Here is a 23,291-nt window from a genome sequence, read left to right as displayed (position 1 = left end):
CTGTTCAGAACAGCTGGAACGGTCAGAACAGGAGGGACCCCAGGGCGTCCACCGCCTGGCCCGGGTCGTCGCCGATCCAGAGCGTGTGGCCGTCCGGCCTGATCAGCGCGGCCGGGGCCGTCGACCAGGACATGGCCAGTTCCGGGTCCATGGGTGGGTGCGCGCCGGGGTCGGGGGTGGCGGCGACCGTGTCGACCAGCCCCTCCAGACCGGCGCCCGCGACCGCCCGGTCGGCGTGGAGGCGGCCACCGGTGAGGTCGAGCAGGGTGAACCGTCCGGGACGCGCGGTTTCGAACAACCGCTCAGGGCCGGTACCGTCCGGCGCCGCCGCGAAGGCCAGGTCGGGAGCGCGGGCGCCGAGGCGCGGGTCGTTGCCGTCCGGGCCGTCGAGCGCCCCGTAACGGACGTCGAGTTGGGACAGCCGGGCGGCGAGGTCGTGGTTGAGCGCCGGATATTCCGTCAGCAGGGCGTCGAAGCGGCGGCGCAGGGTGAATCCGTCCAGGCCGGTGGCCGTCACCAGGGCGACTTGCGCCCGTACGTCGGCGAGAACGGCCGCAGCCACCGGACGGCGTTCCCCCGTGTAGTCGTCGAGCACCCGGGTGGCTGCCCCCGCGCACAGAACGGCGGTCAGCCGCCAGGCCACGTTGTGGGCGTCCTGCACACCGAGGTTGAGCCCCTGACCGCCCATCGGGTAGTGCATATGGGCGGCGTCCCCGGCCAGCAGCACCCGCCCCTCACGGTAGGTGTCGGCGAGCTTGCCCGCGTCCCCCACCGTGGCGACCCGGCGGGGGTCGCGCATGCCGAGGTCGGTGCCGGCCACCCGCTCCACGGCGGCCCGCAGACGGCCGAAGGGCACCGGGACGGGCGGTGTCTCATGCATGGTCGCGTGGTCGATCACGGCGACGACGTGGCGTCCTCCCGGCTGCGGGATGGTCAGCAGGACTCCTGCCTCGCAGGAGAGGATCGGCGCGCCGCTCGGCGGCGGCGCATCGAGGACCACATCGCCGCTGAGGGTCGTGGTGACGGTCTCGGTCCCGGCGAAGGGGATCCCGGCAGCGGTGCGTACGGTGCTGTGCGCGCCGTCGCACCCCACCACGTAACGTGCGGTCAACTGCCCCGTCCCAGCAGGGGAGTCGGTCTCCACGACCACATGGTCGGGGTACTGCCGCAGGCCGGTGACCCGGCAGCCGCGGGTGACCTCGCCGCCGAGCCCCACCAGCCGGCGTTCCATCAACTCCTCCGTCGCCACCTGCGGGTTGAGCAGTACGGAGGGGAACCGGGTGGGCAGTCCGGTGAAGTCGAGCCGGGTCTGTCCCAGCGCGAAGTGCCAGGAGCCGACGTTCTGCCCCGCCGCGATCAGCGGTCCGGCAAGCCCGCGGGTGTCGAAGAGTTCGAGGGTGCGCGGCTGGACGGTGAAGCCGCGGGACCAAGCCGAGCGCTCTGTACGGGCCTCAAGCAGCCGGACGCCGACCCCGGTGGCGGCCAGCTCCGCGGCCAGCCAGGTGCCCACCGGTCCGGCTCCGACCATCAGGACATCGGTATCAAAATCCATCATGGCGCTCCTGGCTCACTGCCCCGCCCCAGCCGTCCGGCCGTACACGGGCCGCTGGGCGGGGCAGGGTAAAGAAGGGCGGGCGAACGGTACTGGGAGGCGCGTACGGCCCCGTAGAACACGCAGGTAGAACACGCAGGTAGAACACGCAGGTAGAACACGCAGGTAGAACACACAGCGAAAAAGGCACGGCAAAGAAGGACAGTAAAAAGGCACGGCCAAAAGGGCACCGCTAAAAAGGCACAGCGACGTTATCAGGTTCATCGGACCGGCCAGTCCGGGGGCGAGGGGGCGCCGAGCACGGGAGCCGTCCCTGACCGCAGCTCACATCGCGGCGTCGGGCCCTGATCACCACATCGGGTGGCATGAACGTGGTTCCGGTACTTCTCGGGACAACCGGACCCGATCCTGAGGAAGTCGGAACACTGGAACACAGAAGGGTTCGGCCCATGACCACAACAGCGCAGGACGTCATCGCAGCCAAGTACGAGCGGGCGTTCGACACCATGGACGCCGACCACAACGGCTACCTGGACTGGACGGACTACCAGAAGCTCGCCGACCGCTACATCGAGGCGTACCGGCTCGACAAGGACGACCGCCGGGCCAGGGCGCTCCGGTCCTTCTCCCAGATCTACTGGCTGGAACTGCTACGCCACGCGGACGCCGACGGGGACCGGCTCACGAAGGAAGCGTTCGTCCGGGCCAACCGTCTCGCGGCCGTCGACACCAGCCGGCTCAACGTGACCGAGGGCGCCGGCCACGCGATCTTCGATGTCATCGACGTCAACGGTGACAACGAGATCAGCAGGGACGAGTTCGCCCGCGCGCTGAGGGACGTATGGAGGATCGAAGCCCCCGACGCGATGGACTCCTTCATGCAGCTGGACACCGATGGCGACGGCGCGATCTCGCGCCAGGAATTCATCCGCGCCATCCGCGAACACTTCCTCTCGAACGATCCTGACGCACCGGGCAGCCTGTTCTTCGGACACGTCTGATCTCCGTCCGCATCTGACCAACGGTCCGGGCGCGAACACGCTCGATGACCCCTGACGTCCTACGTCGGGACTGGGCATGTCCGGTCCGGCGACATGCGCGCGGCCACCGTGACCAAGGCGGTGGCCGTGGTGGCCGCGCGCACGCAGACGAGGCCCGACCGACCGGGCACGGGCACGGGTATGGGCAAGGGCACGAAGATCCGATCAGGTGCGCAACGGCTCCGTACGCTCGGCTTACTTCGGAGGCAATCGCCTCGGCGTGCCCGTACTGACAGGGTTGGTGATCTCTCCGCGCAGACCGCCCGGCCCACCGGACGTGCCTACCAGGCGCGGTTCGCGCTGCATCTCACCGTCGTGGACGGCCTCGTGACCCGGCATCATGTCTACGAGGACAGCCTGGCCGTCGCCCAGGCATTCGAAGCGAAGAGTCAGTGAAGGACCACCTGGCCGATCGCGAAGACGTCGCTCACCTCAGCAAGTAGTTGCGACGGAGGGCCGCTTCAGGCGTTGAACACAGCGTTGCGGCGCAGCTGCTCTGCGCACCACCGGAAGTGCCCGTCACGGTCGTCCAGGCCGAAGAGGTCGTAGGTGGTCAGTGCGTAGGCGGCCTGATAGGCGGCGAGGGCCGCCGGCGGGTACCCGAGCTCGTGGGCGAAGAGCCTGGTGAGTTCCGTGGTGTGCTCTTCGGCGTGCGGCCCGTACATGTCCCAGATGGCAGCGGTGACGGCGGCCTCGAAGGCCGGGTCGCCTGCGGTCGAGTAGAAGCCGAAGTCGAGCACCGCGACAGGCCGGCCGGTCACGGCGATATGGATGTTGGGCGGGACGAGGTCGCCATGGATCACTGTCACCGGTGGTTCGGGAAGCGAGCGCAGTGCCTTCTGCGTGTGCTCAACTCCCGCGTCGAAGTACGGGACATGGGCGGCCAGGGCGCCACCGTGCCGGGAGACGGCCCTGGCGACCAGGGCCGCGAGCGCGTTACGGAAGCAGTCGTGGTCCCGCCACAGCGGGCGGTCGTCGCCCTGGACAGTCAACTGGCGCATGGCGTCGGTGCCGGGCACGGAGGCCAGGCCACGCAGCACGGCAAGGAGCACATCGATGTGCTGGGCGGGCAACTCGCGCCCAGGCGCCCCGTGAGCCGAGTCGGCCCGCATCGGGGCTCCGGGCAGTTCACGCTCGTACGTCATCAGAACGCCCCCGTGGTCCTCAACGTCGAAGATCTCCGGGGTGGAGAACGGCAGCGCGTGCCGAGCGATATCCGCGTACACCTGGCGGGTGAGGCCGAAATCGGCCGGCGGCCGACCGCTCCACACCTTGGCGACCCGGCCCTCGCCCAGCCGGTAGACGACGCCCTCAACACCGGCACCGATACGGCGGACACTCGTGTACCCGCGCTCCGTGAAGTGCCCAAGCCAAGGGTCGGACAGAGGGACGTCTGCGTTCGGAGTGTTCTTCATCCGTGTATGAGAACAGGCGCCGCACGGACCTCGCACGGCGTCCTCCCGGGGCAAATCGGCCCGTACGAGGCTCATACGGCGCCCATACCGCATCCATGCGGCATCCACGCGGCACTCGTGCGGTCAACTGGATTGACGGAGCAAGTACGTGGAGGGCAAAGTTCACCCAAACTTGACAACGTTGTCACAGGAAGGATCGCCATGAGAGCGTGGAAACGCGTGTTCGCCGCCTTGCTGCTCGCCACCACAGTGGCCGCGGCATCCACCACTCCGGGCGTCGCAGACGCCAAGGGTCGGGGACCGAAGTTCGCCGATGATCCGACCGCACTGGTCGACACGTCGATCGGCAACAACGGCGACGGGACCACGTTCCCCGGCGCCGCCGTTCCGTTCGGCATGGTCCAGTTGAGCCCCGACACGCAGCTCAACCAGTACGCGTCCTACGACTACAAACAGGACAAGATCCTCGGCTTCAGCCACACGCACCTCTCCGGCGTCGGCTGCCAGACGATGGGCAACTTCCGGTTCATGCCGACCATTGGCGCGGTGACATCGTCCGATCCGGCGCAGTACGGTGCGAAGTTCAGCCACGACAACGAGACCCGGGCGCCCGGCTATTACGGAGTGAAGTTCGACAACGGCATCAAGGCCGAACTCTCCGCGACGCAGCGGACCGGCCAGCACCGATACACGTACCCCGCAGGTTCGGGGCCCGAGAACGTGCTCATCGAGACCGGTGAGAGCAACGGCAGCACCTACGCCGGAGACGTCCACGTCGTCGGCAACGACACCGTCGAAGGCTGGCTCCAGGGCGGCAACTTCTGCGGTGAGACCGGCAAGGAGCGCTACCGGATCTACTTCAGCGCCAAGTTCGACCGGAAGTTCGCAAGCTTCGGCACCTGGACCGACAACACCATCACCCCCAACCGGCGTGACGCGTCCCGCGGAACCAAGCGCGCGGGAGCCTATGCGACGTTCGACCCGGCCAAGGGCCACCAGGTCGGAACCTCGGTGGGTCTGTCCTACACGTCGATCGACGGGGCGCGTCTCAACCGCAAGGCGGAACAGCCGAAGTCGTTCGACAAGGCCCGCACCGCCGCGCACCGCACCTGGCAGCAGGAACTCGACCGGATGCGGGTCGCCGGCGGCAGTACCGCCGACCAGCGCACGTACTACAGCGCGCTGTACCACTCGCTGCTGCACCCGTCGATCGGGTCCGATGTGGACAACCGCTACCGGGGTTTCGACGACCGGGTGCACCGTGCCGATTCCACGTACTACCAGATGTTCTCGCTCTGGGACACCTACCGTTCCCAGAACCAGCTGGTGGCCCTGCTGAACCCGGACAAGGCCACGGACATGGCCAAGTCCGTGCTGCACATCTACCAGGACGGTGGCTGGCTGCCGCGCTGGGCGCTCGGCAACAGCGAGACGAACGTGATGAGCGGTGACCCCGTCACGCCATGGATCGTCGACATCTACAACCGGGGCCTGCTCGACAACCGCACCGCCCGCCGGCTCTTCGGGGCGCTGTGGAAGAACGCCAACGAGGTCCCCGCGGACCAGTCGGTCTTCCGCGGCCGTGACGGCAATCCCACGTACGTCAAGAACGGCTGGGTCGGCTACCAGAATCTGCCGGGTTACAAATACGGTGACAGCCGCCAGTCGGGTTCGGCCACGCTGGAGTACGCGCTCGCCGACTGTGCGCTGTCTACGATGGCCGGCGGCCTCGGCTACCAGGACAAGGCCGCGACGCTCGCCGGGCGCTGCGACAACTTCACCAAGCTCTGGGACCCCAGCGTCACTTCGCAGGGATTCTCCGGATTCCCGGTCACCAGGAACGCGGACGGCACCGTCGCGGGCGACCCCGATCCCGCACAGGCCGGGGCGTTCCACGAGGGCACCGCGTGGCAGTACGAATGGCTCGCCCAGCAGGACCCGCAGACGCTCTTCGGGCTCATGGGCGGCTCTTCGCAGGCCGAGCAGCGGCTCGACAAGTTCTTCGACATGCCGACCGTACTCACCGACCCGGCGAAAGCCGCTTCGGACTCCTGGGTGACCGGGGCGTACGACTACCACAACAACTTCGCCTTCAACCCCAACAACGAGCCCGACTTCCACACTCCGTGGATGTACGCGTGGACGGGCGCGCCGTGGAAGACCTCCGCCGTACTGCGGGCGATGCGGACCCTTTTCACCGACAACGTGTACGGGATGCCCGGCAATGACGACCTCGGCGCCACTTCCTCGCTGCTGGTCTTCGCCATGGCGGGCATCTTCGAGGCCCAGCCCGGCTCGGCCACCTACGTCGTCTCCGCGCCGATGTTCGAGAAGGTCGAGATCCGGCCCGAACACGGCCGCACGATCAGAATCGACGCCCCGGGCGCGAACGCGTCGCAGCTTCAGTACGTGTCCTCCGTGCACACGAACAAGGGCAAGCTGAGCCAGAGCTGGCTGTCCCACAAGAACCTGCTCCGCTCCGGCACGATCAGGATCAAGCTCTCCGACAAGCCGACGAGGTGGGGAGTCGACGCGGCCCCGCCCGCCATGGCCCGGCCCTGAGGATCGGGGGTGCGGCCCCTCCTGTCCAGCGAGGGGCCGCACCCCGCCCGGGTTTTACCGCCGACCCGCAGCCGTACGGTGTCCGCGGTGACCACGGCTACGTGACGAATCCCCGACGCGTGACGTAACGCGGTGGCCTGCCACCTCAGCCGGCGGCGGCTTCGGCCACCGAGACGTCCGCCCGGGTCCGGCCGCGGCCCAGCCGGTCCCAGAGGCTTAGCAGAGGGGACGTCATCACCGTCGTGACCAGGGCGACAATGACGAGCACGCCGAAGAGCGCCGGTGAAGTGATGCCCGCGGCCAGACCGACGTTGATGGCGATGAGCTGCATCAGGCCGCGGGCGTTCATCAGCGTGCCCACCCGGACGGCGACGTCCTGCCCCTCGCCCAGCAGCCGCGCGGTGGCCCAGCAGGCACCGAACTTGCTGACGACTGCCACCAGGACACAGGCCGCGGTGAACAGGAGCATCCTGCCGCCGGACAGCAGCGTGAAGTCGGTGTTCAGGCCGGAGTAGGTGAAGAACAGCGGCAGGAACACGATGCGGCTGACCGGCTCGATGGCCCGCACCGCGCGGGTCACCACAGGATCCCTGGGGAAGGCGACACCGAGACTGAACGCGCCGAACACGGCGTACAGGCCGATGCGGTCGGTGTACCAGGCGGCGATGAACAGGAGGAGGACGACGACCAGCAGCGTGTGTTCCTCGGTCAGCCGCCGGGCCCATTTTAGCGCCTGCGGCCGCAGGCGCACGAACACAGCGAGGAACACACCGAGCCCGACCGCGCCGATCGCGGCCAGGGCGAAGGTGGACGCCCCTCCGCCGGCCAGGCTCAGCACCGCTGCCAGCAGGATCCAGGCCACGACGTCGTCCAGCGCGCCGGCGGCCAGCGAGATCGAGCCGAACCGGGAGTCGGTCAGGCCACGTTCGGTGATGATGCGCGCCAGCATCGGGAAGGCGGTGATGGCGAGGGTGACCCCGATGAAGAGCGCGCCCACCATTGGCGAGATGCCGTCGGGGTAGATGTCCACCCAGTTGTGGGCCATGGTGGCGAGGCCCGCCCCCAGCACCAGCGGCACGGTGATACCGGCAGCCGACACGGACACCGCCGTGCGGCCCACCGACGACAGCCGGTCCGTGCGGAACTCGTAGCCCGCCAGGAACATGAAGGCGACGAGGCCGATCTGCCCGGCCACGTACAGGATCGGACGCAGTTCCTGGGGGAAGAGGGCGTCCTCGGCACCGGGTGAGACGAGACCGAGCACCGACGGGCCGAGAGCCACGCCGGCGACCATCTCGCCCACCACGGGCGGCTGTCCCAGATAGCGCAGCAGCAATCCGACGAGACGGCAGGTGACGAGGATGACGGCCACGGCGAGGAAGAAGGCCGGACCCAGCTCGGTGGTCGACAACGGGGACTCCCTGGTGAGGAGGCGAGGAGAGGGGGACGCCGTCAGGTGTTCCGGCCCGTGTACGGGCAGGTCGTGACAGCCGGTTCGCGCTGCCCGTCGGCGCCGGAAGCGGTCTGCTCCCGTGGCAACGGGCGGCCTTCGGTGTCGTGCTCGGCGAAGAAGCGTGCGGCGGGCCTGGTACGGCGGGCGTCCAGCACCATGTAGGTGCCGAGGACGAGCTGCGTCAGGCTGCGTCCGACGTCCTCGGCCCGGTCCCGTACGGCCAGCGCGGTGCGCAGGACACGGCGCCGCGGCGTGTCTGCCGGGTGGTTGCGGGGGACGAGGAGACAGGGTGCGCGGTGGGGGATGGAGCGGGTGTGGCTGACCGGTGAGTCCAGCTCGAAGCGGGCCAGTACCTCGCGGGTGGCGGCGCGCATCGCGAGGGGGGAGAGGCGCCAGGCCGGACAGGGCCGGTTCGCGGCGATGCCGAACGGGATGTGGTGGGCCTCCTTGGCGGACAGCGTCTCCCAGCGCCCGGGGACGAAGTCCTCGGGGTCGGTATAACCGCCGGCGTGGTAGTCGGGGTAACTGAAGGTCAGCACGGATCCCGACGGGATGAGCGGCAAGCCGTCGAGGTCGATGTCCGCGGTGGTGATGCGGTGGGCCACGCCGAACAGCGGGAAGAGGCGGAACGTCTCGTTCATGACGTGCGACAGATAGCGGTCGTCGTCGCCGCCCGCTGTCACCCGCTCCTGCACCTCCGGATGCTGGGCCAGCACCAGCAGAAGGTGGGCCATCGCCTCCGACATCTGCACGACGGCGGTGTTGAAGAAGGTGCCCTGGAGGTAGTACGCATGCTGGCGGCGGGTCAGCCCGGCCGGCAGCACATGTGGCACCGCACCGGCGTCCAGCCTGCGCAGCAGGTAGCGGGTCAGCCGGTCGCGGCGGCGCAGGTGCCGCAGTCTGGTGCACTTCAGGGCGTTGACCACGTCCTCGGCGTTGTCGACGATCAGCTTCCGCGCCTCGGGCGGGCAGTCCTCCTGGAACACCAGCCTGTAGAAGAACTCGGCCCACACCGGCATCATCAGATCGCGCAGCCGCACGGCCCGCACTCCACCGGAGGGCAGGGCGTCCAGCACGTGCCGGGTACTGCGCGCGGCCGCGTCGTACAGCTCGGCCGACGGGCCGGACAGGATGGCGAGGGTGCACCGGGACACCTCATCGTAGCGGGGCCCGGCCTCCAGGTGCTCCTGGTGGATGTCGGCGCCGGGCGCGAGCCAGTACCAGAACAGGTCGGACAGCGCCGCGCCCTTGCTGCGGCCGTTCGCCGCGGGCTGGCCGTAGATCTCCTCGAAGCGTTCGGCGCCGCCGTACTCCTCCTGCGGGAAGGGCAGGCCCTCGTCGCCGTTGACGCGGGCGAAGAGCTTCATCCGCAGGGACACGATCCGGCCGGGCAGCCAGGCCGGGGAGGAGAGCAGCAGGGCGCCGCCCGCGGCCAGGGCCGCCGCCGTGGTCTTCTTCAGCATGTCCGTTCCCCTCTCGTCGGCCGCAGTGCCGTGCCGCGCTCGACGACCTGATCGGCCGTGAGGTCCCGGGGCCGGTGGCCACCGCACAGGGCGAGCACGTGGTCGAAGTCGGCGCGCAGCGCGGTGAGGCACTCGCGTACGCCTTCCTCGCCCAGGCCGGCGAGCGCCCACAGCACGGGCCTGCCGACGCCGACGGCACGGGCACCGAGGGCGAGGGCCGTCGCGATGTCGCTGCCCCGGCGCACCCCGCCGTCCATGAGGACCGGTATCCGTCCTGCGACGGACTCGACCACCGCGGGCAGCGCCTCGACTGCTGCGGGAGCGGCATCGAGCTGCCGTCCTCCGTGGTTCGACACGAGCAGCGCGTCCATGCCCTGCTCGACGGCGGTGCGCGCGTCCTCGGGGTGCAGTACGCCCTTGAGGACGAGCGGCAGGTCGGTCTGTTCACGCAGCCGGCACAGGTCGTCCCAGCCGGCCGGCCACATGGCGATGGAGCGGGGGCGGCCGGGCTCGCCGCCGGGCAGGTCCCGCATGTTCTCGGTGACAAGGCCGGGCGGCAGATCGTGGAAGCCGTTGCGCAGGTCCCGGGTGCGACGGCCGAAGACGGGAGAGTCGACGGTGACGACGAGGGCGGAGCAGCCCGCCCGTTCCGCCCGGCGGACCAGCTCGGTGGTGACTTCGGGCTCCGGCTGGAGATAGAGCTGGAACCAGACCACCGCTTCGTCGTCCTGCTCGCGGGCGGCCGCGACGACGTCTGCCACGGCGGTGGTCGACGCCATGCCTGTCACCAGCGGGACCCCCGCCGCGGCGGCGGCGCGTGCGGTGGCCGCTTCGCCGTCGGGGTGGGCGAGCCGGTGGAAGGCGGTGGGCGAGACGAACAGCGGGGCCGGCCACTCCCGGCCCAGGACGCTGACCCCGGTGCTGCGGTCGCCGCCGCCGCGCAGCACCCGGGGGAGCAGGGCCAGCCGGCCGAAGGCGTCCTCGTTCTCCCGCAGCGCGGTCTCCTCACCGGCGCCGCCGGCGAAGAAGTCGTAATGCTCCTGCGGGAGTTGACTGGGCACGGGTCGGGCCGGATGGTGCGCCGGGCCGGTTTCCCGGCCGGTCATGGCCGGGGTGCGGCGAGCGCGTCACCGGTCGGGGAACCGTCGCCGGCCGCGAGGCGGGCGGTCAGGAAGGAGCGCAGCGGGCCGACGTGCACCTCAGGGTTGTCCCACTCGTTCTCCAGGTTCTCCGTGACGTGGTGCTCGGCGACCGGTTTTCCGCTGCCGTCGGGAAGGAACTGCCGTACCACGGGGTGCAGGTAGCGGGCGTCGAGACCGCTGGTGTCCTGCTGGTTCATACGGTTGACGCTGATGTCGAAGGGGTCGACCTGGTCGTGGTCGGCGCCGTACTCCAGGGTGACGGTGAAGTAGGCGGACAGTGCCCCGAAGTCGCCCCGCCCGGCTGCCGTGTGCAGGTGCCCCACGGGCACCTCCTCGCAGTAGCGCACCCCGCCGTCGGCGTCGACCAGGATGCTGTCGCCGAGGAACCCGAACATCTGCCACAGAGCCGAGGTGCGGTTGATGCGCTCGGTGACCGCGTCGGCCACAGCGGCGCCGGTGGCGGGCAGGCCGGTGTGCGGCCACTGCACGTCGTGATAGCGGCGTTCCAGTATGCGGGCCAGCGCCTTCACGCCGTACCGGAAACCGTGGATGAAGCCGCTGGTGGACTTCTTGAAGTCCAGCGACTGGGTAATGGTTCCGGCGAAGTAGAGATCGGGTACGCTGACCGATTCCCAGGCATCTGTGAGGTGCGGGAAACGGTCCTTGACGACCAGATCCGGGCGGCATTCCTCAGCGAATATCGAAGCGTCGAAGCGGAATCCGGTGGCCAGAATGACCCGGTCGTACCGGATGTCTTTGACGACTTCATCAACGCGCGAGAAGCTGACGCTCACCACATATCCGCCGTCGGCATTGCGTTTGATACGGAGAATGTTTCCGTCGAGGATCGCATTCTGTGATTTGAGCTGGTACGTATCGAGGAAGTTGTTGTTGACGGCCCGTAGGTGCCCCACGAAATGAGTACGCCAGGCAAGCTTCAGTGAACCTGGTCCGGCCACGTGGATGACCGCGGCGGTCTCGATGAGGTTGTCCGCGGTCTCGAACGCGGAATTGCCCCGGCCGATGATGAGAACCCGCTGGTCGGTGAAGTCCTGCGGATCGACCGTCACCTCGTCGTAGCGCTCGGCATCGGCCGCGCCCTCGATGGGCGGTACATAGGGCCGGGAGACGCCGGTGGCGACGATGACACGCCGTGCCCGGACAACGTTGCCCTTCTCGTCCGTTGCCACGAACTCGCCGCCGTTCGGGCGCGTTACGCGGCTGATGCGGGTGTGGTAGCGGATGTTCAGGCCGTGCTCGCGGACGAAGTCGCCCAGGTAGCGGACGAACTCGTCGGCCGGTGGGAAGTAACGGGGGGTGTAAGCGGTGAACAGGGGGCCCTCGTCCGAGAGCAGGGAGTTCCAGTCGACGCGCAGTCGCAGCTCCGGGTCGCTCCAGCCGGTGTGCACCTTGTTGCTGGAAATAAGAGTCCGGTGCCTGGGGAAACGTGTGAAGAAAGCGCCCGGCGCGTCGCTTCCTTCCACGATCAGATAGTCCCGTCCGGACCTCTTGAGAAAATATCCGGCTTGCAGGCCCGCAGGTCCGCCGCCGATGACGAGATAGTCGACATGGACTGAATCGGACATTCTGGTCCTGCCTTCCGTGGGGTGTCGCAGACGGTACTTGATGGTTAAAGCACGCGACCACCCCGCCTGTATGTGATCTAGATCACTCGTACTGGCAATGGGTGAATTCCGGGCGTCGGTTAACGTGTGTGGTCGATTGACGGGCTAAGCGGGCCGTCGCACCGGTCTTTACGATCGATTTTCGGTCATTCACGCAGCCTTTACGTCGGCAGTTTCCGGCCCAGAGTGGAGATGAAGTGGACGAACAGTCCGGAGGCACCTTTCCGCAGACACTCATCGACGCGTTCCGTGCCGCTCCCGACCTCCCCGCCTTCGAGTACGAGGGGTGCACGGTCAGCAGGGGAGAGGTGCTCGCTGCGGTCGCCGCATTCGTTCGGGGCCTGCGCAGGGTGGGCCTGACCTCCGGTTCGCACGTGGCTCTGGACACCGGCGTCTCCCCGGAGGCGTTCGCTCTCCGGATCGCCGCCCACACCGTCGGCTGCACGGTGATCGGCCTGCGCCCGGGACTGCCCCGAGAGCACCTGCGGTCCATCCTGGCCCGCGGCGTCGCCGCCGTGATCACCGACGACGCCGCCGACAACGCGGAACTCGCCTCCGAGGCCACCGCACTGGGCGTCCCGTTGCTGGACGCCGCCACCCTGCGGCCCGGAGAGGCGGTTCCCTCCGGCTCTGCCGACCTCACCGCGCAGGGCAACCCCGACGACATCGGCATCATCCACCTCACCAGCGGCAGCACCGGGCGCCCCAAGGGCACGACGGTGACCTACGCCGCACTCTCGCTCAACTGGGCCCTGGAGCCCTCCCGTTGGAACGACCGCATCCGCCGGCTCGCCGCGTGCTACGAACGCTTCCTGCTGTTCGGCACGCTCAACAGCGCAGTGGTCTTCGAGCATCTGGGCCTGTGCCTGATGGGCGGCGGCACCGCCGTGATCCCCGGGCAACAGCTGCGCTTCCCCGACGTGTTCGCCCAGCACCGCGTCACCGCATGCCTGGTGACGGTGCCACGGTTGTACGCCATCCTCGACGCCGTCCGGGAGAACGGCGCGGACCTCTCCTCGCTGCGCAACCTCCTCGTGGCGGGCTCACCGCTCCCGCCGCACCGGCTCACCGACGCCGCCGCGCTGCTCGGACCTGTCGTCCACCACGGCTACGGCCAGACCGAGACGGGCATGCTCTCCGTACTCGAACCCGGGGAACTGACCGGGGACCCGGGCCTGGCCGACAGCGTGGGACGCCCGCTGGAGACCGTCGAGGCGGCGGTACGCGACAGCGAGGGCCGGGACGTACCGACCGGCGACACGGGTGAAGTGTGGGTGCGCAGACCGGACTTCTTCTCCGGCTACTGGGACGACGCGCAGGAGACGGCCGACGTGCTGCGGGACGGCTGGGTACGCACCCGCGACCTCGGCAGCCTCGACGCCGACGGGTATCTGCGGCTGGCCGGACGCATCCGCGACATCGTCATCGTCAACGCCATCGTCCACTACGCCGGTCCCATCGAACGCGCCCTCGCCTCACATCCCGACATCGACCAGGCCTACGTCGTGGGCGTCCCCGACGAGCACACCGGCGAGGCCATCCACGCCTTCGTCGTACTACGGCCAGGAGCCGCCGCCCCCGAAGAGGAAACGCTGCGCAAGCTGGTCGCCCGTGAGCTCGGCACGGCGAGCGTCCCGGTCGGTGTCGGCTTCCTCGCGGAGGTCCCTGTCGCCCCCAGCGGCAAGCCGGACAAGGCGGCGCTGCGCGCGATGGTGCCGCCGCGCTGACCGAACGGCGCGTTCACGCTGGTCGTGGGGGCTGACGGGGTGGAGGGGATCGCGGAGGTCCCCATAGCGGTAGCGGCCGAAGGAGTAGGGGGATTGGGTGGATGTCCGCTTATTCGGTGTGTGGAGGTGAGGGGGTTCCGTAGGGTGCGGGCATGGCGGCGGACGAGGGCGAGCAGGACCAGGCTGTGAAGGCGGCGATGGTGGCCGAGATGCGACTCCTCGATCCGGGTGTCCGGGCCTCGCCGGCCCTGGTCTCGGAGCTACTGGACCCCCAGTTCACCGAGATCGGCGCCTCGGGGAAGCGCTGGGACGCAACGTCGATCCTGACGGTGACGAGCGCGGGCTCCGTGGTCCCGGAGGCCCCGGTGGTGGTCAGCGAGATGACAGGGGTCGTACTTGCTCCGGGCATCGTCCATCTCACGTATGTCGCTGACAACCGAGGTCGGCGTGCCTGGCGCAGTTCGTTGTGGAGACTTACGGAGACGGGCTGGCGTATGTACTTCCACCAGGGCACTTTGACGAGCTGAGTGGGTGTCTGGCTGGTCGTCGGGCGGTAGTGCCGGAGCGGGGTGTCGGGGAAAGAGGTGAGGGCTGGAACGGGTTCACCCATGAACCTGTTCCAGCCCTCACCAGGACCTGAGTCCTGCCGTCTCCCGGGGGAGCCGGCCGTCCCACGGACTCAGGTGGTCGTGGGGGTGCGGTCGTTCCGTCTTGGTCCGTCTTGGTCCGTCTTGTTCTGCCGGGTCAGTAGGCGGAGTTGACGTTGTCCATCGAGCCGTACTTGTCGGCGGCGTAGTTGGCTGCGGCGACGATGTTGGCGACGGGGTCGGTGAGGCTGTCCTTGGTGCCCTTGACGTGGTAGGTGTCGAAGGTGGGCTGGATGACCTGGAGGAGTCCCTTGGAGGGGATGCCGTTCTGGGCGTTGACGTCCCAGTTGTTCTGGGCGTGGGGGTTGCCGCTGGACTCGCGCATGATGTTGCGGTGCAGGCCGTCGTAGCTGCCGGGTATGTGTTTGGCCTTCATGATGGCGAGGGATTCCTTGATCCAGCCGTCGAGGTTGTTGCTGTACTTCTTGTCCTTGACGATCGCGGCGACGGTGTCGACGTGCTTGGCCTTGGAGCCGTGCTTCACCGCCGTGGTGGCGTGCGCGGTCTTCTTGGCGTGGGCGGCCTTCTCGGCGTGGTGGGCCTGCTTGGCGATCTGGGCGGTGGTGACGGCGGAGGCCGCTACGGCCGCGGGGGTGGGCTCGGCGGCGTGCGCGGAGTGCGGGACCAGGGTCAGCGCGAGGGCTGCGGCGCCGGCGCCGGCGATGCCGGCGACAGAGGACTTGCGGAAGTTCAGGGTGCGGGTGGCAGTCATGGGGGTACCTCTCCAGGTGGTGGGACGTCGCGTGGGGAGGGCCGACTGGGGGGTCGGCGACACGGGTGGGGCCGCTGGGGCCGTGGTCCGTGTCGTGGGGCCGGTGTCTGGGTGGCGGGCGGTGTGTTCCGCCCGGTCCGGCGCTCGGCTCCCCGGTACGTCAAACACCGTGCGGGAGGCCCCCGGCTGGTGGCAATAATGTGACCTACGACCCCATCTAGTGACAAAACGGACAGGGGTGGAAGAGGGGCGATCCTGACGGGAGAAAGCCCGCCGCCGGTCTACTAGGCGCCGTCCTATGTGACGCGGGCCCTATGCGCGGGCTCACACGACACCGGCCCCGGAACCCCGGATTCCTACTCCCCGTAACACCCCGTACACAGCGATAGGGGTCCCGTTCCTCGGCCCCGGTCGCGCCCCCGCCTTCCTCGGCCCCAGCCTGGGTCCCGCTCTGCGGTTCGCTCCTTGCGCTCCCGGCCTTGCGCAGAGTGGCCGAGGAGCCGGATCGCTCCAGCAGGTCCAGCACCGCCGGGTGGTCCAGCGTGGTACCAGAACACATTCCGGGTGCGGGTGGACCTGGGTGAGCAGTCAGGGCAGGCGGTTGGCGATGCGGGGTCGCCTCGTCGGCGAGGTCGTCGTCGAAGCCGACGGTCATCTCCACCTTGGCCACAGTCCCGTCGGTGAGCTCGATGCCGCGCAGAGTGGGTGGCATCGAGCGGGCGGCGTCTGCGGTGACTGCCGCTTCGCGGGCATCGGTCTTGGTCTTGCCGGGGCAGAGAGCGGCGATGCAGCGCATCGTCAGGCCGTCCGGTTGGGCGGCGTGGCACCCGGTGTCCGGGGTGACCGACAGGGGGGACAACCGTGCCGGACTGGAGGCCGGGAGCCCCATTACGGGGCCACGAAGAAGGTAACGGTGGGTGCTGGTGTTTGTTGGTTGCCTGTGGCAGGTAAGAATGCGTGTCTATGACTTCTCTTAGCCAGTTGGTGTCCGGTGTTCATGTGTGGGCGCCGGGGGGCCACGGGGTCTGGGGCCTGGCCAACTGCGGCCTGATCTCCTCAGGCCGCGATGCCCTGCTGATCGATACCCCCTACACCCTTGACCTGACTGATGAGTTCCTTGCTGCGGCCCGGCATGTTGCCGGCCCCGGGGCCCGGATCGGTACGGTTGTCTCGACTCACGGCAATGGCGACCACACCTGGGGCAACCAGCGTGTGAGCGGTGCCGAGTTCATCGCGACCCGCCGCACCCTCGAACATCAATGTTTCGAGCCCACTCCGGGGCAGTTGCGTGCTCTGATCGAGGACACCGACGCCGGCGCCCCGCTGGGCTGGTACTTCCGCAGGCACTTCGGCGGGTTCGACTTCACCGGTATCACGGTCCAGGCTCCGACCAGGACATTTGACGGCCGGCTGGAGCTGTCCGTGGGAGACATCCCGGTCGAGCTGTACGAGGTGGGCCCGGCTCATACGGTGGGTGACCTGGTGGTGCATCTGCCTCTGCAGAGAGTCGTGTTCGCGGGGGACGTGGTCTTCGCCGGGGATCATCCGTGTCACTGGGCGGGGCCGCTGGACAGCGCAGCTGCCGCCTGCAGGAAGATCCTGGATCTTGACCCCGAGTGGATTGTCCCCGGCCACGGCCCCGTCCTGGACCCCGGCGGGCTGAACACGTATATCGAGTACCTCGAAGACCTCTCCGGCCAGGCCCTCCTGATGCACGGCCAGGGCAGAACCCCTGCCGAGGCGGCGGAAATCCTGATCGCCGAGAACCGCTACCCGGGGCTGGGCCTGGCTGAACGCATGGCCATCACGCTCGGCTCCGAGTGGCGCCACCTCGACGGTGACACCTCGGATCCCGACCTCGTGGGTCTTGTGGGGGCCGCCGCCCGGATCGCCTGGCACCACTCGGGAGCCGCAGCAGAGACTCGCGCCCCGGCAGCCAGCTGACCACGGCGGCTGTGCCACCGTGGTTTCAGCCGCCGTCACCGCCCCACCACTCCGCCGACCCATTCCGACATCGTCTTTCCGCCGTTCTCGCCGCCCCCCACTTCGACCACGCCCCAAGGCTGTGCGAGATGCCGGTGACCGGGGAAGCCAGAAGCTGCGGAATGCCCGTCCGTCCGGCGGCTCATGGTCTCGGTGTGGTGCCGGCCGGAGGCGGGATCTGCTGGAGTATCGCTCCCGTGGCGGCGACGGGCAGTGCCGGGACCGGCACGCGGGTCGCGTGGTATCGGTGTCCCTCAGCAGCCGGGTCAGCACCCGTGCGGCAGGGCGGGAGGGGCGGGCATCCGGAGGAAGACCGCTGACGAGGTCCTCGAACGCGTCGCCCCATATCTCAACAGAGTTCCCGGCTCAGAAGACTGGCGGCGCGGGGTACAGCGATGAGAGGAAGGGGCTGTGATGCCTTCTGCGATCAGTTTGGTGAAGGTACAGGAAACTGCTCCTGGCTTGGTCGACCTGTACAAGAAGGCTGTGGTCAGCCTGCGTAAGAACCGGCTGGAGGGGGTGCGGGCCGCGGTCTATCTGGTGCTCGACCGGTCCGGGTCGATGAGGCCGTACTACCGCGACGGGACGGTTCAGCATCTGGCGGAGCGGGTCCTGTCGTTGTCGGCTCATCTGGATGACGACGGTGTGGTTCCGGTGGTGTTCTTCTCCACCGACATCGATGGAGTCAGTGAGGTGAGGCTGGACAACTACGAAGGGCGTATCGAGAAGCTCCACCAGAACCTGGGGCGCATGGGGCGTACGAACTATCACTGGGCCATGGACGAGGTGATCGACCATTACCAGGGGTCCGGGAGCCAGGATCCGGCTTTGGTGATCTTTCAGACGGATGGCGGGCCGACGAGTCGGCTCGCAGCCGAGCGGTACGTGTGTAAGGCCGCGAAGTTGCCGCTGTTCTGGCAGTTCGTGGGCTTTGGTGATCCCGACGACAACGAGTTCTCGTTTTTGCGTAAGCTCGATGAGCTCGCTGTTCCACGCAAGCGGATCGTCGACAACGCCGGGTTCTTCCATGCGGGAAAGAATCCTCAAGCCTTGAGCGACGGCGAGTTGTACGACCGGATGCTGCACGAGTTTCCCGACTGGCTGGCCAGTGCGCGCGCGGCGGGAGTTGTTGTCCATGGGGACGGGGCAGTGCGGTAAGCACCGCGCAGGAGTCTCCGCTGTCCCGGGACGAGACGACGCCCGGCATACTGGTCGCTCTCCTGGCTCAGTCGGGCGGCTCCTGCGATCTTGCCTGCCGATGCTTCCGCCACGGGCGCCCTGGGCATTCAGGACGGGCGCCTGCACACTGTGGAGTTGACGCCGCTCGGCAACGGGAAGCCAAGCCTGTGGTCGTCCCGCGCCCCGCAGCCTTCAGCGATGACGGCGCAGGATGGGACCCGAACGCGCGAAGACCGCACGCCTTTCAGTCGATCCGGCATCGGCAAGGTGTAGCAAAATGAATGATTCCTCCCATCGAGACATGTGAATCGCGTATTGATGGACGCATGTACCCCTTGGGGCGTGGCGGGGCCGATTCGGGCGCGTTTGCGCATGGCGTTCACGGGTATTAACTGAAAACTTGTGTGCTTCTTGTGACAACTTGTGAGGGTTCGGTGGCTGCTGGGATCGCCGTGTCTGCCTTCCCGTGTGGAGCACCCCTCTCTCCTTCGTCAAGAGGCGGGACGGTTGTTCTGTCGTGATTCAGGCGTTTTGGGGGATGGTGTGGGGCTGGAAGAAGATGCCGTCACGGAGTGTCGCGAAGAGCAGATAGATACGGCAGCGGGTGCCACGCATCAGGGCTTGCTTGTGGCGTTTCCCCTCGGCCGTCGTCCGTTCGTAGATCGGAGCCCCGGATTACCGAGTGACGGGAGCCGGGCCCGCTTAGGCGGCGGTGGGGAAGGCGGATCCGTCACGGACGTCGATGAGGATCCTGGGTTCGGTCCTGACGTCCGTCGCCGGCATCGACGTCAGGGGCACGGAAGGAGGGCGGGGCTCCAGCAACTCCTTGATGGCGGCGGCGAGTTCCCTGCGCTGGTCGGGCAGCGCGGTGAGGTTCTTCGCGAGCTGGGGAACGATCGCTCCGGCCGCATCGGTGCCCGGGACTACGAACGTCTGCCCGTCGAGGGCGGTGAAGAGGGCCTCGACCAGCCGCCCGGCCATCCTGGGCGCCTTCGGCCTCAGCAGTGTGATCAGGCGCAGTCGGCCGACCGCCGATGTCGGAGGTCCGTCACCGCCGCAGGGGAACAGCGGACGCCACGACACGCGTTCTGCGAGCCGACCACATGACCTCGCGAGAAGGGAGCCTGCGCTTCCAGGTGCTGGGATCGGTCGAGGTGCGCTGCGGGGATTCCCCCACCCGCCTGCCCGGCACTGTGGCGCGCCGCGTGCTCACCGTGCTGATGCTGTCCCCCGGCGAGGTGCTCAGCACCCCTCGGCTCGCCAAGGCGGTCTGGGGCTCGTGCGGTCCGGCGACCGCCTCGAACCAGGTGCGCAAGGCGGTTACCCAACTCCGCCAGGCGATACCGGGTGCGGGTGACTACCTGCTCACCGACGGTCCGAGCTACCGGCTGAACGTCGGTGCGGCCGAGTCCGACCTGGTGGAGTTCAACCAACGCCGCCTACGGGTCCGAAAGCTCACGGAGAGCGGAGCAGACGAGGCCCAGCTGACCCAGGAGCTGCAGACGGCCCTGTCCCTCTTCCGCGGCCAGGTCGCGGCCGACGTCGTCGACGGCGACGAACTGGAGAACGGCCTGATTCGCGCGGCCGCGCGGGTGGTGGAAGAGCGACGGCTCGCGGCGGAGAAGGAACTGATCACCCTGCGGCTGCGCTCGTCGCCGCCGGCGTCGGTCATAGGAGACCTCCGGGAACTGGTGGCGCAGCACCCGCTCGCGGAGGACCTGCGCGCACAGCTCATGCTCGCGCTGTCCCTCTCTGGGAGGCAGGCCGACGCGCTCGCCGAGTACGCCGAGATACGCACCCTGCTCCGCGACGAACTGGGCATCGACCCCGATCATTCGCTGGCCCAGGTGCACGAAGCGGTGCTGCGCCGGGACGCGTTCGCCTATCTGCGGGCCGGAGCCCCGCCCCGCTACTACGTGCAGCACACCACCGCGGAGCATGACGCGGGCAGACGGCACGTGACACCGCGGGTCCAGAAGGCACCCATGAGGGCCACCTGCACCCTGCCTCACGGGCTGACCGACTTCGTCGGCCGCCGGGAAGAGGTGGACACTCTGCTGCGGATCGCCCGGGCGGGCTCCCGCGGCTCGGGGCCGCTGCTGATCTGCGTCGACGGCATGGGAGGCATCGGCAAGACGGCCCTCGCGCTGCATGTGGCCCACCGGCTGGCCCAGGACTGCCCGGACGGCCAGTTCTACGTCGCGCTGCACGGGTTCAGCCCGCATGAGGGGCCCCGCCAACCCGCCGAGGTGCTCCAGGTGCTGCTGCGCTCCCTGGGGACCGAGGCGGCGCGCATCCCGGCGGACCTGGACAGTCTGGTGGCCGTGTGGCGTGCCCGGCTGGCCGATTCCAAGGTGCTGCTGCTGCTCGACAATGCCGCGAGCGAGGCGCAGATCGTGCCGCTGCTACCGCCGGGCAACGGCTCCCTCGCCCTGATCACCAGCCGCCGTCGTCTCTACGGCCTCGACGGCACCGAGCCCTGCCCGGTTTCCCGGATGAGCGCGGGCGACTCCCGCGAACTCATCGAGCGGCTGCTCGGGGACGAACTGGAACCCGAGGCGACGGAACGGCTCATCGCGTACTGCGGAGGACTCCCGCTGGCACTGCGCCTGGCCGCCGCCAAACTGCGCAGCCGCCCCACGTGGACGCTGTCCCACCTGGTGGAGCGCCTCGGCGACATGCGCAGGCGCACCTCCGAACTCCAGGCGGGCGACCGGAGCGTCCGGTCGGTGCTCCAGCTCTCCTCCGACGCACTGACCGAGGCACAGCGCCACGCCCTGTGCGTGCTGGCCCTGGTGCCCGACGCGAGCATGGACGCGTACGAGGCGGCCGCCCTGCTCGGCACCAGCCCGAGCGGGGCCGAACTGCTGCTGGAGAGCCTGCTCGACGTGAACCTCCTCGAACAGCCCCGCATCGGCCGCTACTCCCTGCACGGGCTCGTGGCCGGTGTCACGGCGGGCATGGAGGAATTCGAGCAGCTCCTGCTCAGCGGCGCGCGGGGCTCCGCGCTCCGTCGGCTGCTCGACTACCACCTGGCGGTCAGCACGCGGAGTTGCCTCCTGCTCGGCCGCCCGGACGACGGGATCGGAACCGGCCACGGCACCGCCCCCCACCTCCCCGAGATCAATAGCCGGAAGGCGGCGACGGAGATCTGCGAACGGGAGTCACCCGCGATGCTGGCGGTGCTGTGCGGCTCCCGGCAGGAGGGGTTCTTCGGGCCGGCCGCGCAGCTCGCGCGCAACCTGCGGTTCGTCCTGTCGCCGGACGGCTGCCACGTCTTCGACGACGAGGAGAACGGCGGGGAGTACGCCGGCGGGGCCACCGGCCCGAGGGAGGCCGAGGCGTTCAGGACGGAGCTGCTCGGTCTTGCCGCCGCCTGCCGGCGCACCGGCCTTCTGGAGCAGAGCGCGACGCTGACTGCCACAGCGCTGAGTCTGGCCGGGCCCCGGGGGACCCGCTGGGGGTAGCCGGGCATCCAGGTCCGCACAGGCGCGGTGCGGCCGGGGGTCAGGGCGAGGACGCGACCCGCGGCCGCGCGGCGGGCTCCAGCCTGACGGGGATGCTGCGGTAGGCGCGGAAGGTGACGCTGGGCCGCCGCTCGACGGCGCCCGCCGCAGCCGGCGTGGCCGGGGCGTGCGCCAGCCACCGCAGCACCGCGCGCCCCTCCACCTGGGCCAGGGCCGCGCCCAGGCAGTGGTGCACCCCGCCGCCGAAGCTCACGTGCGGGTTGGGGTCGCGGGTGATGTCGAGCCGCTCGGGGGCGGCGAACCGGGCCGGGTCGTGGTTGGCGGAACCCAGCAGCAGCACCAGGATGCGGCCCGCGCGCACGGTGCGGCCGTCGATCTCCACCGCTTCCTTCACATAGCGCGCGGTGGCCTGGATCGGCGCGTCGTAGCGCAGGAACTCCTCGACGGCCGGGACCGCCAGCTCCGGCCGGCCGCGCAACAGGGCCAGCTGCTGGGGGTGTTGCAGCAACGCGGAGAAGATCGTGGAGATCAGATTGGTGGTGGTCTCGAACCCCGCGAAGAACAGGAAGACCACGTTGTCGACCAGCGTCTCCCGGTCGAAGCCGGGATGCGTGCGCCGGGCGGCCAGCAGATTGCTGATCAGGTCGTCGGCGGGCCGCTTCGCCCGCTCGTGGACCAGCCCCGAGACGTAACTGCGCAGCCACGTCACCGCCTTGTGCGCCGCCGCCCGCTCCTCGACGGGCACGTACAGGGCGAACGCCTTGGCCAGCTCCACCGCGTGCGGCCGCACCGCGGCCCGGTCCACATCCGGGATGCCGATCAGCTCGCAGACCACGGTGACCGGCAACGGGAAGGCCAGGTCGCCGACCACGTCCAGGACCCCGCCGGAGCCCGCCCGGTCCTGGGCCTCCGCCATCAGCCGGGCCACCTGGGCGGCGACGTACTCCTCCAGCCTGCGCATCAGCCCCGGGCTGAACGACCGCTGCATGATGCCCCGCAGGAAGGTGTGCGCGGGCGCGTCCTGGTCCAGCACGATCCGCTTCAGGAACTCGTTCGCGGGCCCCGCCCCGGTGGAGAACTCGTGGTACTCCGGCGGGTACTCGTGCCCGAGCCGTCGGTCCTTGAGCAGCCGGCTGACATCCTGGTGGTGCGAGACCACCCACTGACCGGCCGCGCCGCGGGCGAGCCGGCCCGCCGTGCGCAGACCGGCGTACACCCGGTAGGGGTCCGCGACCACGGCGGGATCGCGGGAGTCGAACTTGACGGGCAGCTCTCGCATGCGGCCGACGCCTCCTGTGGTGTGCGCTGGTGTCCGGTGAGCCTG

17 protein-coding genes and 1 pseudogene are annotated in these 23,291 nt (G+C 69.1%); 8 read left to right on the top strand and 10 right to left on the bottom strand.

Features of this window, described 5'->3' with window-relative positions:
- Nucleotides 1-22 precede the first annotated feature (22 nt).
- Nucleotides 23-1,555, bottom strand: coding sequence for an FAD-dependent monooxygenase (locus ACWGKJ_RS18390; protein WP_385025753.1), 1,533 nt, complete (start codon nucleotides 1,553-1,555; stop codon nucleotides 23-25).
- A 446-nt stretch (nucleotides 1,556-2,001) separates the two neighbouring features.
- On the opposite strand from ACWGKJ_RS18390, the gene ACWGKJ_RS18385 reads away from it, so the two are divergent.
- Both ACWGKJ_RS18385 and ACWGKJ_RS18380 read left to right on the top strand, forming a co-directional pair.
- Entirely contained in the window at nucleotides 2,002-2,553 is a 552-nt protein-coding gene (locus ACWGKJ_RS18385; RefSeq protein WP_385025750.1) for an EF-hand domain-containing protein, read from the top strand.
- Nucleotides 2,554-2,646: 93 nt separating this feature from the next.
- Nucleotides 2,647-2,988 carry a nuclear transport factor 2 family protein gene (locus tag ACWGKJ_RS18380; RefSeq protein ID WP_385025747.1) on the top strand — a complete coding sequence of 114 codons (342 nt, stop codon included), beginning with the start codon at nucleotides 2,647-2,649 and terminating at the stop codon, nucleotides 2,986-2,988.
- A 65-nt stretch (nucleotides 2,989-3,053) separates the two neighbouring features.
- On the opposite strand, the gene ACWGKJ_RS18375 is transcribed toward ACWGKJ_RS18380, so the two are convergent.
- Entirely contained in the window at nucleotides 3,054-4,007 is a 954-nt protein-coding gene (locus tag ACWGKJ_RS18375; RefSeq protein ID WP_385025744.1) for a phosphotransferase family protein, read from the bottom strand.
- Between the two features lie 201 nt (nucleotides 4,008-4,208).
- Between ACWGKJ_RS18375 and ACWGKJ_RS18370 the strand changes: the two genes are divergently transcribed.
- Nucleotides 4,209-6,569, top strand: coding sequence for a GH92 family glycosyl hydrolase (locus tag ACWGKJ_RS18370; protein ID WP_385025741.1), 2,361 nt, complete (start codon nucleotides 4,209-4,211; stop codon nucleotides 6,567-6,569).
- 145 nt (nucleotides 6,570-6,714) lie between these two features.
- Here the strand turns inward: ACWGKJ_RS18370 and ACWGKJ_RS18365 are convergent, their stop codons facing one another.
- From ACWGKJ_RS18365 to ACWGKJ_RS18350, 4 genes are read right to left on the bottom strand one after another with little or no spacing between them, the layout of a single operon-like run.
- Entirely contained in the window at nucleotides 6,715-7,980 is a 1,266-nt protein-coding gene (locus tag ACWGKJ_RS18365; RefSeq protein ID WP_385025738.1) for a cation:proton antiporter, read from the bottom strand.
- A gap of 41 nt (nucleotides 7,981-8,021) precedes the next feature.
- Nucleotides 8,022-9,485 carry a cytochrome P450 gene (locus tag ACWGKJ_RS18360; protein ID WP_385025735.1) on the bottom strand — a complete coding sequence of 488 codons (1,464 nt, stop codon included), beginning with the start codon at nucleotides 9,483-9,485 and terminating at the stop codon, nucleotides 8,022-8,024.
- Nucleotides 9,479-10,591 carry an alpha-hydroxy acid oxidase gene (locus ACWGKJ_RS18355; RefSeq protein WP_385025732.1) on the bottom strand — a complete coding sequence of 371 codons (1,113 nt, stop codon included), beginning with the start codon at nucleotides 10,589-10,591 and terminating at the stop codon, nucleotides 9,479-9,481. Before ACWGKJ_RS18355 ends, ACWGKJ_RS18360 begins: the two co-directional genes overlap by 7 nt.
- Nucleotides 10,588-12,213, bottom strand: coding sequence for an NAD(P)-binding domain-containing protein (locus ACWGKJ_RS18350; RefSeq protein ID WP_385025729.1), 1,626 nt, complete (start codon nucleotides 12,211-12,213; stop codon nucleotides 10,588-10,590). Before ACWGKJ_RS18350 ends, ACWGKJ_RS18355 begins: the two co-directional genes overlap by 4 nt.
- A 236-nt stretch (nucleotides 12,214-12,449) precedes the next feature.
- On the opposite strand from ACWGKJ_RS18350, the gene ACWGKJ_RS18345 reads away from it, so the two are divergent.
- Together ACWGKJ_RS18345 and ACWGKJ_RS18340 are read left to right on the top strand one after the other, a co-directional pair.
- Nucleotides 12,450-13,979: a class I adenylate-forming enzyme family protein gene (locus ACWGKJ_RS18345; RefSeq protein WP_385025726.1), complete on the top strand. Its 1,530-nt coding sequence runs from the start codon at nucleotides 12,450-12,452 to the stop codon at nucleotides 13,977-13,979.
- A gap of 152 nt (nucleotides 13,980-14,131) precedes the next feature.
- Complete coding sequence (locus ACWGKJ_RS18340) at nucleotides 14,132-14,506, top strand: nuclear transport factor 2 family protein (RefSeq protein ID WP_385025723.1); 375 nt, start codon at nucleotides 14,132-14,134, stop codon at nucleotides 14,504-14,506.
- Nucleotides 14,507-14,723: 217 nt separating this feature from the next.
- Here the strand turns inward: ACWGKJ_RS18340 and ACWGKJ_RS18335 are convergent, their stop codons facing one another.
- Both ACWGKJ_RS18335 and ACWGKJ_RS18330 read right to left on the bottom strand, forming a co-directional pair.
- Nucleotides 14,724-15,338 (bottom strand): transglycosylase SLT domain-containing protein, encoded by a 615-nt coding sequence (locus tag ACWGKJ_RS18335; protein WP_453315765.1) that lies wholly within the window; start codon nucleotides 15,336-15,338, stop codon nucleotides 14,724-14,726.
- Between the two features lie 217 nt (nucleotides 15,339-15,555).
- Nucleotides 15,556-16,227, bottom strand: a complete 672-nt coding sequence (locus ACWGKJ_RS18330; protein ID WP_385032009.1) for an IS110 family transposase — start codon at nucleotides 16,225-16,227, stop codon at nucleotides 15,556-15,558.
- 74 nt (nucleotides 16,228-16,301) lie between these two features.
- Here ACWGKJ_RS18330 and ACWGKJ_RS18325 point away from each other — a divergent pair, with 74 nt between their 5' ends.
- Both ACWGKJ_RS18325 and ACWGKJ_RS18320 read left to right on the top strand, forming a co-directional pair.
- Nucleotides 16,302-17,282 carry an MBL fold metallo-hydrolase gene (locus ACWGKJ_RS18325; protein WP_385032012.1) on the top strand — a complete coding sequence of 327 codons (981 nt, stop codon included), beginning with the start codon at nucleotides 16,302-16,304 and terminating at the stop codon, nucleotides 17,280-17,282.
- Nucleotides 17,283-17,735: 453 nt separating this feature from the next.
- Nucleotides 17,736-18,479, top strand: coding sequence for a vWA domain-containing protein (locus tag ACWGKJ_RS18320; RefSeq protein ID WP_385032015.1), 744 nt, complete (start codon nucleotides 17,736-17,738; stop codon nucleotides 18,477-18,479).
- A 543-nt stretch (nucleotides 18,480-19,022) separates the two neighbouring features.
- Here the strand turns inward: ACWGKJ_RS18320 and ACWGKJ_RS18315 are convergent.
- A pseudogene (locus ACWGKJ_RS18315) lies at nucleotides 19,023-19,526 on the bottom strand (IS110 family transposase); the annotation flags it as partial.
- 77 nt (nucleotides 19,527-19,603) lie between these two features.
- Between ACWGKJ_RS18315 and ACWGKJ_RS18310 the strand changes: the two are divergent.
- The gene (locus ACWGKJ_RS18310) at nucleotides 19,604-21,967 is read left to right on the top strand and encodes an AfsR/SARP family transcriptional regulator (protein ID WP_385032021.1); all 2,364 of its coding nucleotides are present in this window, start codon (nucleotides 19,604-19,606) and stop codon (nucleotides 21,965-21,967) included.
- 40 nt (nucleotides 21,968-22,007) lie between these two features.
- Here ACWGKJ_RS18310 and ACWGKJ_RS18305 read toward each other — a convergent pair whose 3' ends face one another.
- Entirely contained in the window at nucleotides 22,008-23,246 is a 1,239-nt protein-coding gene (locus ACWGKJ_RS18305; protein ID WP_385032024.1) for a cytochrome P450, read from the bottom strand.
- Nucleotides 23,247-23,291 lie beyond the last annotated feature (45 nt).

Source organism: Streptomyces sp. NPDC054757, from assembly GCF_053612185.1.
Note: the sequence above shows the minus strand (reverse complement) of the source record. Positions and strands in the feature narration are given on the sequence as shown.

Coding starts and splice junctions, on each gene's coding strand:
- ACWGKJ_RS18390 (WP_385025753.1), bottom strand. CDS start 1,555: ATGATGGATTTTGATACCGATGTCCTGATGGTCGGAGCCGGACCGGTG.
- ACWGKJ_RS18385 (WP_385025750.1), top strand. CDS start 2,002: ATGACCACAACAGCGCAGGACGTCATCGCAGCCAAGTACGAGCGGGCG.
- ACWGKJ_RS18380 (WP_385025747.1), top strand. CDS start 2,647: ATGCGCGCGGCCACCGTGACCAAGGCGGTGGCCGTGGTGGCCGCGCGC.
- ACWGKJ_RS18375 (WP_385025744.1), bottom strand. CDS start 4,007: ATGAAGAACACTCCGAACGCAGACGTCCCTCTGTCCGACCCTTGGCTT.
- ACWGKJ_RS18370 (WP_385025741.1), top strand. CDS start 4,209: ATGAGAGCGTGGAAACGCGTGTTCGCCGCCTTGCTGCTCGCCACCACA.
- ACWGKJ_RS18360 (WP_385025735.1), bottom strand. CDS start 9,485: ATGCTGAAGAAGACCACGGCGGCGGCCCTGGCCGCGGGCGGCGCCCTG.
- ACWGKJ_RS18355 (WP_385025732.1), bottom strand. CDS start 10,591: ATGACCGGCCGGGAAACCGGCCCGGCGCACCATCCGGCCCGACCCGTG.
- ACWGKJ_RS18350 (WP_385025729.1), bottom strand. CDS start 12,213: ATGTCCGATTCAGTCCATGTCGACTATCTCGTCATCGGCGGCGGACCT.
- ACWGKJ_RS18340 (WP_385025723.1), top strand. CDS start 14,132: ATGGCGGCGGACGAGGGCGAGCAGGACCAGGCTGTGAAGGCGGCGATG.
- ACWGKJ_RS18335 (WP_453315765.1), bottom strand. CDS start 15,338: ATGACTGCCACCCGCACCCTGAACTTCCGCAAGTCCTCTGTCGCCGGC.
- ACWGKJ_RS18330 (WP_385032009.1), bottom strand. CDS start 16,227: ATGGGGCTCCCGGCCTCCAGTCCGGCACGGTTGTCCCCCCTGTCGGTC.
- ACWGKJ_RS18325 (WP_385032012.1), top strand. CDS start 16,302: ATGACTTCTCTTAGCCAGTTGGTGTCCGGTGTTCATGTGTGGGCGCCG.
- ACWGKJ_RS18320 (WP_385032015.1), top strand. CDS start 17,736: ATGCCTTCTGCGATCAGTTTGGTGAAGGTACAGGAAACTGCTCCTGGC.
- ACWGKJ_RS18310 (WP_385032021.1), top strand. CDS start 19,604: ATGACCTCGCGAGAAGGGAGCCTGCGCTTCCAGGTGCTGGGATCGGTC.
- ACWGKJ_RS18305 (WP_385032024.1), bottom strand. CDS start 23,246: ATGCGAGAGCTGCCCGTCAAGTTCGACTCCCGCGATCCCGCCGTGGTC.